This is a genomic window from Halalkalibacter lacteus (assembly GCF_036663595.1).
Taxonomy (GTDB): domain Bacteria; phylum Bacillota; class Bacilli; order Bacillales; family Bacillaceae_D; genus Halalkalibacter; species Halalkalibacter lacteus.
In genome coordinates, this window is record NZ_JAWRVL010000059.1 from 1 (window position 1) to 9,322 (window position 9,322).

The 9,322-nt window shown below is 37.9% G+C and carries 10 protein-coding genes; 1 reads left to right on the forward strand and 9 read right to left on the reverse strand.

Annotation, left to right across the window (positions count from 1 at the left end; genetic code table 11):
* A partial coding sequence (locus SAZ04_RS21135) for a sulfatase-like hydrolase/transferase (protein ID WP_332699313.1) occupies positions 1 to 350 on the reverse strand: 350 nt, incomplete at its 3' end.
* Positions 351 to 1,050: 700 nt separating this feature from the next.
* Entirely contained in the window at positions 1,051 to 1,200 is a 150-nt protein-coding gene (locus SAZ04_RS21140; protein WP_332699316.1) for a hypothetical protein, read from the reverse strand.
* 296 nt (positions 1,201 to 1,496) lie between these two features.
* On the opposite strand from SAZ04_RS21140, the gene SAZ04_RS21145 reads away from it, so the two are divergent.
* Complete coding sequence (locus SAZ04_RS21145; RefSeq protein ID WP_332699319.1) at positions 1,497 to 2,117, forward strand: transposase; 621 nt, start codon at positions 1,497 to 1,499, stop codon at positions 2,115 to 2,117.
* A 431-nt stretch (positions 2,118 to 2,548) separates the two neighbouring features.
* On the opposite strand, the gene mcrC is transcribed toward SAZ04_RS21145, so the two are convergent.
* From mcrC to SAZ04_RS21175, 7 genes are all read right to left on the reverse strand, one after another.
* A complete protein-coding gene (mcrC, locus tag SAZ04_RS21150) occupies positions 2,549 to 3,595 on the reverse strand; it encodes a 5-methylcytosine-specific restriction endonuclease system specificity protein McrC (RefSeq protein ID WP_332699322.1) in 1,047 nt (348 codons plus the stop codon).
* Entirely contained in the window at positions 3,573 to 6,047 is a 2,475-nt protein-coding gene (locus tag SAZ04_RS21155; protein WP_332699325.1) for an AAA family ATPase, read from the reverse strand. Before SAZ04_RS21155 ends, mcrC begins: the two co-directional genes overlap by 23 nt.
* 488 nt (positions 6,048 to 6,535) lie before the next feature.
* The gene (locus tag SAZ04_RS21160; protein ID WP_332699328.1) at positions 6,536 to 6,895 is read right to left on the reverse strand and encodes a hypothetical protein; all 360 of its coding nucleotides are present in this window, start codon (positions 6,893 to 6,895) and stop codon (positions 6,536 to 6,538) included.
* Positions 6,896 to 6,945: 50 nt separating this feature from the next.
* A complete protein-coding gene (locus SAZ04_RS21165) occupies positions 6,946 to 7,584 on the reverse strand; it encodes a hypothetical protein (RefSeq protein ID WP_332699331.1) in 639 nt (212 codons plus the stop codon).
* 104 nt (positions 7,585 to 7,688) lie between these two features.
* The gene (locus SAZ04_RS23735) at positions 7,689 to 7,784 is read right to left on the reverse strand and encodes a hypothetical protein (protein WP_488803353.1); all 96 of its coding nucleotides are present in this window, start codon (positions 7,782 to 7,784) and stop codon (positions 7,689 to 7,691) included.
* 39 nt (positions 7,785 to 7,823) lie between these two features.
* The gene (locus SAZ04_RS21170; RefSeq protein WP_332699334.1) at positions 7,824 to 8,312 is read right to left on the reverse strand and encodes a WYL domain-containing protein; all 489 of its coding nucleotides are present in this window, start codon (positions 8,310 to 8,312) and stop codon (positions 7,824 to 7,826) included.
* A 314-nt stretch (positions 8,313 to 8,626) separates the two neighbouring features.
* Positions 8,627 to 9,322: AAA domain-containing protein (locus SAZ04_RS21175; protein ID WP_332699337.1), on the reverse strand; the 696-nt coding region annotated here is incomplete at its 5' end.

The window sequence follows — 9,322 nt, forward strand, 5'->3', positions numbered from 1 at the left end:
TAATCACCTAAAGTAGGGACTGTATTGTGATCAAGCCAGTATACATCTGGATCAAAACCTCCTTTTGCTGCACCTGTCGTTTGAGTGACCCCGTGTAGGGAAGGATACTGGCCTGTGTAAAGCGTTGTTCTACTAGGTGAACAAGCTGTACTTCCAATATAATGATTTAAGAATGTCATCCCGTTTTCTTGTAGAAGCTCCCGTGTCTTCAAATGATTTTTACGCCATTCTTTTAGATCTTTATTTTCATAAGCTGTTGGAAAACGCTCCTCATCAACAAGGATAACAAGGAAATTGGGTCTTTTATTTTTTGGGGTTGAATGATCTGGCGGGGCATTATGTTTGATCAATATGTCGCCCTCCTATAGTACAAAAGTTATAGTATCGTATGTAAGATAGCAGCAATATGAACCTGCTGAATCAAAAAAAGCAAAGGGACAGTTCTTGTGCTTCCTTAAAGAAGCACAAGAACTGTCCGAGACTGATGAAAAAGTTCGTTTTAATGTAATGAATCGATTTTTTACTACAACAATATTTATTTTCACATTTTATCAGCAGGGCATCTAAAATATCGTCAATATCATTTACCAATTCATAAGTTAATTTGAATGGCGGATTTTGCTCTTTGTAGTATTTGTAGATGTATCTATATGTATCGGGTGTTATTTCATCAAAATCATGAATTACGTACGTATGGCCATTTATCTCAAAGAAAAATCTGGAATGAGTTCGGTATATATATATTAATACGATAATAAAACTTTCCCTTGTCACTAGTTTATCTCATTGAATTAGAATAAGTATTGAAGAGAATCCATTAGGCAAAATTCATAATGGATTCTCATTAACAATAGGATTGGGTTTGTATAAATTACATTATTTAATATAATCTTCTAAGCTTAACTGCTCTTGAACTAAGACCCTTGATGAATAATTTCCTTTAACTCTAACATAGAAATACCCAGCTTTTGTCGTGCTTCTACTTTTTTAAAATTCTAGTTTTTTGTGATTCTGTTGTTTCCACTAGAACATTTGCCAACTCATTAGACGTTATTTTAAGCAATAGCTCTGGCTCCAGTTTTTCTTACTTAATGACTTTACAACTGCATTCCACTCAAGAATTGTTAATGGGGTTGTTCTCGTCTGTGTTAATTGCGCACAGAATAAATAAGTAGCTATTTCATTATTTGTAAACTGCATTAAGCACACCTCTTTTTAATCACTACCGCTCGTATCAGCTAGAGCAAACGGCGTTACTGTAATGTTTTCAAATACCTCTCCAAGTAGTTCCGTTGCTACTGTAAAAGTCCATTTTGAATCAACAAAATCATCTACTAAAAGTATGTTTTTATTGTGTAAACCTACCTTATTATTAAGATATAAATGATTACGAATACTCTGCTCTTGAAGACGACTATGGATAGGTTATACTTAGTTGGACAAGTTAGTTAAGGTCATATACACTTGATTCAAATAAAACCTGAGGAGAATCACATATGACCAAACGAGTACGAAGGAGTTTCACCAAAGAATTCAAGGAACAAATTGTTCAGCTGCATGTCTCTGGAAAGCCACGGGCTGAGATTATCAAAGAATACGAGCTGACACCATCTGCCTTTGATAAATGGGTTCGCTCGGTATCAGCAATGTGCGACGTCCTACAAATGGCCCGAAGTACGTATTATTATGAAGCTAAAATTCGCGATGACCAGGACGAAGAATTAACATCAGCGATCATCGATATCTTTAACGTACTGAGGGACAGGAACCCGTATCCCACTGTGATCATCGTAACCAACTGCTTTGAACTCTCAGCTAACGAAATTGGCGAACTCTACCGCTATCGTTGGAAAATCGAAACCTTCTTTAAGTGGATGAAGCAGCACCTCAAGATCAAAAGTTTCTACGGCAAGAGTGAGAATGCCGTTTGTAATCAAATCTGGATCGCTCTCATCACGTACTGTTTACAAGTGCTCTTACAACAAAGTGTCCATCACGAGGGGCCCTTACTTGAAATCAAGCAAACGATAAAAACACTCTTATTTGATGGATTTGATGTATTCCTATGCGCTCTTCCAGGAAACCCGCGCGTTCATCGAAAGGACGTCGAAAACTGAACTGGGAGGCAGAGTTTCAAGTGATTGAGCAACAATTCCTTGAAGGTGAGGTGAGCCATTTAGACGACTTAACGTACGATCCAGTGTTTACTAACTAGGAACATCTATAAATGTAAAATTGTGGATAAGGACTACCGCACATGTCAGTGTTGTCCGTTTTTCACTTAGGTCCACCACGATAAAATCAGAATATTCTTTCTAATGTAACCTTCAACGAAACAGTTCGATTGACAATAGAGATACTTATTTATGCAATGCTAATGAAAAAAGATACAAGTATCGTAAGCCGTGCCTAATCACCACCCGAAGAAAGTTAATTTTTGTCGAATCTATTAAATCAGAAAATGGCTAGTTCCCCCTTGGCATTCGTATCTACATACGAAGAAAAATGCTTCTTTGTCACTTATTTTCTAAACAGAATTTCAAGAGACTTATAAACGATTGGGCTTAATTACTCCCAACAACCGCTCATGTATCCCTTCCCACTCCTCCGTCAAATCCACCGTACACACCTTCACATCAAACCCATGTATCTCATAACTCAAATCAATCGCTTTATGCACCTTCGGATATAATAGAATCCCCGTCGCCTTCCGCCCAGAGTAATATTCATCATTCTTCAAATAAGCAAACAATTGATACAAATGCCCACTTCGAACCGTTTCTTTGTTCCAGTTTGCGCCAAACATATCCTTATAGAATTTGGTATCCATGATAATTTTCCGATTACCAAACTCTAAAGATATGTCCGTTTTCATAATGGGAAGGAATTCTGCCTTTTCTCCTTCGGCAACCCAATAGAATGATTCGCTTTTCACTTTGGAACCTTGTATTTCTTTTCTATAGAAATTCTTCACAAAGTTCTCAAAGAGCTGCGCCATTTGTTGGTGATCTCGGGAAAAGTCTTGGAACCGTTTTTCACTCTCTCCTTCATGAAGAAGGGCATTCTCCCAAATGAACTGGCAAACGTTTAATAAGAACTGATAATGTTGGTTGTTTCGATGTACGTTGATCACATTGAATAACTGCGGACTTACTTTAATTAACGAGATGCCATCAAAATAAGTCAGAATCTTTCTTATTTCAGCCTTGTACTCTTTTTTTATGTCTTCTTGTTTTACTAGAAAACTTAACGTTTCCTTAATGAGTTGGTTATGAAGAATATCATAGGACATATCCTCTTGTAGAATGTGCATCTTCCCTCTTTTATGGGAGAAGGTTTGTATGGATTCTTTGAAAAGGATCTTTCCGCGTATAATCCCTGATTCTTCTTGTGTCTCGATGTATTCTTTATAAAACCCTCTTTTAATAAGTGCTTTCACTTTCATTAGTAGCACTTTACTGAGTAGATCTAGTAAATCTTTTTCGTCTTCGTCATATACGGAAATGAAATGCTTTTCATGTGGATGATTCCAGGCATAGACGAGCATGTAGTAGATGTTCTTGACTGGGACTCTAGGCTCTTTGGATGAGATCATCAGCCTTTTCCTCCTGGTCAAACCAATATTCTTTTAATAATGGTTTAATTTCTAGACGAATGACGCGTTCGTACCATGATTGCTCATCTTGGACTTCATCTGGACAGAAGTAGCTATGACCAATTTCAAATCCTTTCCCAAGATTGATAACATCACTCGTAATTTCATGATTCACTTCAGCCATGAACGTTCTAATTTTTTCAATAAACCCTTGGCTGATGCCTTTTGATTTTAAGTTTTCCTCAAACGCCTCGGTGTGAAAACCAGGTACTAAGTCGATAAAAGCAAACCGTCTTCTGAGGGCATAATCGACCATTGCTAACGAGCGGTCTGCCGTGTTCATCGTTGCGATCACATAGACATTTTCAGGGATGTAAAAAGTTTCATCCCCCTTACTATAAGCCAGTTTTATCCCGTATTCACTTCCGCGTTTATCTGCTTCCATTAACATCATAACTTCGCCAAATATCTTTGACAGGTTTCCACGGTTAATTTCATCAATAATAAAATAGTAGTTTTCATCTGGATCTTTTTGCGCTTTTTGACAAAATGAATAAAACAAGCCGTCTTGCAGTTCAAAGTGTCCGGTTTCATTCGGTTTAAATCCTCTTATAAATTCTTCATAGGAGTAGGATTGATGAAACTGGACCATTTCAATATTCTCCGGCTGCTTCTTTTCCATATGTAAATAAGCTAATCGCTTGGCAACAAATGTTTTTCCTACACCTGGAGGGCCTTGTAAAATGATGTTTTTCTTATAGTCTAGTGACTCAATCGCATCTTCTATTTTCTCAAGATCCATAAAAACATCACTTGTTATTTTATCGATGGTGTAAGGACTAACTTCGTCTTTGACTAGATCTCCTGCTTCAGTTGAAGGTGAATATTCTTTCATTTCAACTCGGTTCAGCAACAAATCTAAATAATCTTCGTATGGAGTAATATCCGTTAACGTTTTCGTATGTACAGGCAAATCGGATACATCCCATTCACCCTCTCGCAACCACTTCACTTCACGATAAGAATGATGCTCTCCATTTTCAGGATCATATTGGTACGGTGAATGAATTTCACCTAAAGCAATTATTTTTGTTCGAACGCTCTTGATAAAAACATAATCGCCTTCTTTCATTTCACGAACAAACTGGTCATTAGCAAGAGCATCATTCATAGGTGTATGTTCGATCTCATACAGCTCTTTTAGTTTCTCAGAGATTTCTTTTTTGTTGTTGTATTTCTGTAAGTCACCCAGCTTGCTCCATCCGATGGAAATCTGATCTTTACGCTTAAATGCATCCCATAGTTTTCCGCTCTCTCCAGCAGCTAACAGCCAATAACGAGGTTGATTCAGTTCATCTTCGTCTTCTACAGTAAGCTTACTTTTTTCAAACACAAAGCTAAAGAATTGGTCCACTTCATAATAAATAGGAAGATCCGTTAGACGACCCACAATCGCTTCATATTTACCTGCAATCTCATTTTCTTTTAATGCGTTCTGAAACTTAACAAACTTTTGAGAAAACGAATCCCCTCGACTATACTGCGGATCAACCTCTAACTCATTTTCAACAGCAACACGATCTCTTTGATTGTAAAAGCAATATTCTTCCGGAAAAATATTTCCAATCATTTCACTCAGTGCATTAGCGCCGATGCCAAATAATTTATAGTCAGGATGATTTAAAAATTGATCCATTCGAAATTCAATCGGGTCATTTCCATGAACTAGATAATGAAAACTATCACGGTACTTCTCTAGCGATGCATTCATCCGACCAAACGCCCGACTTCGAGCAATGGCCATACGGTACGCATTAACATGCTCCCCAATTTTTTGAAAGTCTTCCCACTCCATCTGTTGAATAAAGGCAGGATCTCTAAGTTGCTGGAAAAAGTGATAACTCTTTTTTATGTATTCGATTTCCGTTAAGGTTCCATCCGACTCATTCTTGTAAAAATGAAGATATTTTTCAATGAGTGGCAGCTCCGTTTTATTCGTTAAATCACTCGGTTGATTCCAATAATCGAGTAAGTATGTAAACTCTTCTTCTGTTAATTTATAATTCGTCATTTGAGGTGCACGTAAAATAAGTAACTGTTTCGTCTCTGGAAGCTCTTTCAACTGTTGCCTAAGCAACATCCCTTCAGCTGCCGTTAAGCGAGATTCCTTCACTTTCAGTTCAACAGCCGGAACATCATTATCCTTAAGAATAGGTTCTGTGACCACTTCCGTTAAGGCAATAACCCCACCACTATTTTTCTCTTCACCATCCGAGCGCCAAATGAAAACTTGATCACCGATTTGAATATCTTTTACATGATGTTTCTGTCTTACACTCCAATCAATGACCTTCCCTTTTTCCACATAGCTATCAATATCATGAAGATCCGGGTATTTGTCTTTATCTATCGTAAAACGTTTTGGGTTTCCTTGAAAAATCCAATAGGACATGGTTTGTCTCCTCCATTTTTTCTAATCTATAATCTGTATGACTAAAGGTCTATTACTCTTTCTAATTTATAATCATGTTTTATTTTAACATAATTTAACAAAGTTATATGAGATTTGAAATTTGTATTAGGTTAATTCAAATCCCTGATTATGTAATCCGATACTCCTCTCTAGCATTTCTAACATAGAGTAATTCATAAAAAAATGCCTACACATATGCAAGCACAATGGCAAGTCGTTCCTGGCACCACCCGAAGAATGCTAGTTTTTGTCGAATGTCCGGTTGTAAGAACATTGATTTGTATATAAAGTGCGTGATCCTACTGGAGTAACCGATTACCTTCAGATTCTAGGTCACCCAAGACACATTTGACTTAAGCTAACCGTTACTACCGTCTTCACATTTCTGTACTTAGAACGGAAAATATGCATACCTCCAGACTAAAGAGCTAGCCAAGCCCCCACACCCCAGCTAGCTCAATTCCTCCCTACCTCAACTCAAACCACACCTCCGCATCCGAACAACGTTGAAATGCTGCTAACGGATTTTCATCATCCTTATCAATAAGGAAGTACGTATACCCTTCGCGTTCGGCCCCTTCATACATTTCATTCCATAAGTCTGGTTCTAGTCGGGAGACAGAAATATAGTCATCGTACGTATTCCCACCTGAACTTACGGCGTCAAATTGAGCATGATTTAAATCAAATGGTTCATTTTCCACCTCATGTACTTTCACATGGAACTTCGCTAACACATATTCCTGATTTTCTCCTGGCTCATCATTGAACTCATTAACTTTGCGGATCATATCCCAAGCTTCATCGCCAGTAAAGAGTTCTAGCATTTCAATTTCTCATTTAACATTACCTTGAAAAAGGTCGTTATATGAAAGAGTTACCCGTTCTCCATTGTCAGTGGATTGTTTCGTGTACCAACTTCATTTTCATTACCTTCTGATGAATCTACCTCAGCTTCTTGACTTTCTTCTGCTTCATATTTGACTAACAGGTCTTCTGGTGGTGTGTCTGCTGATAGAAGTGTACGCAATTCATAATACGTATGACGCATTTCATCATCTTCAACAGTAGGGCTAAAGATCCAGCCTAGTTTGTCTTCGTAAATAAAGAACAACATTTCTTCAAACTTTCCATCATCTTGTAATCTAGCAAGAGTAAGTATTCCGGTTTCTCCGTCTTCTCCATGCTCCATTGATTCAATAATCGCAAACTGATTTATATCAAGCGTTGTGAACTCAGATTCTTTGGTAAAACCGTTCATAAGATGAAACAACGGTTGAACATCGGGGTGAATGTAATCATCAATCGCTTTTTCACGCGCTTCCGCATCCGTCGTATAGAAATGTTGTACGATGCTCTTAATCATTTGCTCTTCTTCTGTTAGAGGGTTCTTTTCCTCTAACCAATTCACTTCTTTCTCTGTTCCTGCACTTGTTTGTGTTTCTCCATCTACCTTCTCAATCGTTGCTTCCTCATCACAACCCGTTGCAATTACTGCCGCAACTACAGCTGACATGAAGAATTCTCTGTTTTATTCATTTCGTTTTCCCCTATTAAATGTGATTTACATTAATAGGATAACAAGGTGAAATGACAACCCATTGCCAGCGAACAAATGTTTTATTGGTAAATTTTTAACCAGTCGGCCAGCATCTGTTTCATTTTTTCTCGGTATTCAATTGGTTCAATGATCTCTGAATCCATTCCATATTGCATGATCCATTACAGGAATTCTCGGTCATGGTTCAATGTAACCTAAAACAACAAGCTTCCATCTTTCTTTTCCGATAACTTCGGTGTCACAAAGAGCTCCTCTTCTTTTATGTAACGAGCCACATTCGAGCTAAATAAGACCTTAAAATGAATCTTGTCCGTTCCTTGGATGATCGACCATGTGTGTTGGAAGTATTCCTTCAGATTAAAATCTTGTTTAGTAAATGTTTCTTCCGTTTGTTTCACCTCAAGAAATCGACTTAATCGAAACGTACGAAACTCTTTCTTCTCATGACAATACGCAATTAAGTAAAAGCGATGATCCCTCAGAATTAAATAATAAGGATCAAACAAACGTTTTGTTGTGACGTCACGACTTTGTGTGTGATAGACAACCTCAATCGTTTGTGAATTTAATATCGCATGGATGACTGGTGAGAGGAAGTTGGAATGCTCTTCTTGAAAGGAAGGTGTCCCCATTTGAATAATATGGAATACCCTCTTTTTGTAGAGCTCTTTGTATCGTGCCAATGATATTCTCTTTATGGGTTCGTTTCACTCGGTAAAGCATGAGCATTTCTGAGAATGGCACATTTTTGATCTCGTGCAATTGCACAATTTGTTTTGTTATGAGAATGGTGCCTGACCCCCAGTACTTTAAAGCATGGGGGTCAGACACATAACCCCCAGTCTCTCATCGATTATTTTTCACTGTGTAATGAAAATTTCATTCGCATTTTTGGCTTTAGATTGTCAAGATTATAAATAATTATAATCACTCATGAACCTTACTTTTAATTTTTTCGCAAGTTCATCATCGGATATTACCTGCCTTTTTCACCATACTAAATTTCAACCTTCTCTCTCACCTCTTCTTCCTTCATCAATTGTTTCACCTTTTGATCAATTCTCTCGATCTCCATTGATGCATTTCTCCACCAGTTCCTGCTCCAGATGCGTTCAATGGTCCATCCTCGATTTTCAAGGAAGCGTTGGCGGTACACGTCTCGTTCTTTTGCATTTTTAGAAGTGTGGTACATCGCACCGTCACACTCGACCCCAAGAATATAACGATGAGGATCATTTGGATGAATGATCGCTAAGTCAATGCGATAGCCTGACATTCCGACTTGTGTGTCAACCTTGTAGCCTAAATGAAGAAGCTGCTTGTATACTTGTTCTTCAAATGGCGAATCAAAGCTTATTTCTGTCTGTTGCGTTCGGGTATTAGAGCTATCCCGAACATCGTTCACAACCGCTTTAATTTGTTCATGGTCTATTTGGGAAACAGCCCTTACGTACTGCAAATAGGATTTTAATATTCTTGGGCCGATATGAGCTGTATTGGCTACATTTAATTCTTCAGGTTCAACACTAGAGACGACGATAATCCCTTCTTTTGCCCGTGTAACAGCAACATTCAAACGGTTTTCGCCACCTTGTTGATTTAACATACCGAAACGATTATAGATTCTCCCTTCTTCATTTTTCGCATAACCAATGGAAAAGAGAATTACATCACGTTCATCCCCTTGGACATT

Excerpts from the sequence above, each read along its gene's own strand:
- SAZ04_RS21165 (WP_332699331.1), bottom strand. The coding sequence starts at position 7,584 with ATGTCAGCTGTAGTTGCGGCAGTAATTGCAACGGGTTGTGATGAGGAA.
- SAZ04_RS21160 (WP_332699328.1), bottom strand. The coding sequence starts at position 6,895 with ATGCTAGAACTCTTTACTGGCGATGAAGCTTGGGATATGATCCGCAAA.
- mcrC (WP_332699322.1), bottom strand. The coding sequence starts at position 3,595 with ATGATCTCATCCAAAGAGCCTAGAGTCCCAGTCAAGAACATCTACTAC.
- SAZ04_RS23735 (WP_488803353.1), bottom strand. The coding sequence starts at position 7,784 with ATGCAATATGGAATGGATTCAGAGATCATTGAACCAATTGAATACCGA.
- SAZ04_RS21155 (WP_332699325.1), bottom strand. The coding sequence starts at position 6,047 with ATGTCCTATTGGATTTTTCAAGGAAACCCAAAACGTTTTACGATAGAT.
- SAZ04_RS21140 (WP_332699316.1), bottom strand. The coding sequence starts at position 1,200 with ATGCAGTTTACAAATAATGAAATAGCTACTTATTTATTCTGTGCGCAA.
- SAZ04_RS21145 (WP_332699319.1), top strand. The coding sequence starts at position 1,497 with ATGACCAAACGAGTACGAAGGAGTTTCACCAAAGAATTCAAGGAACAA.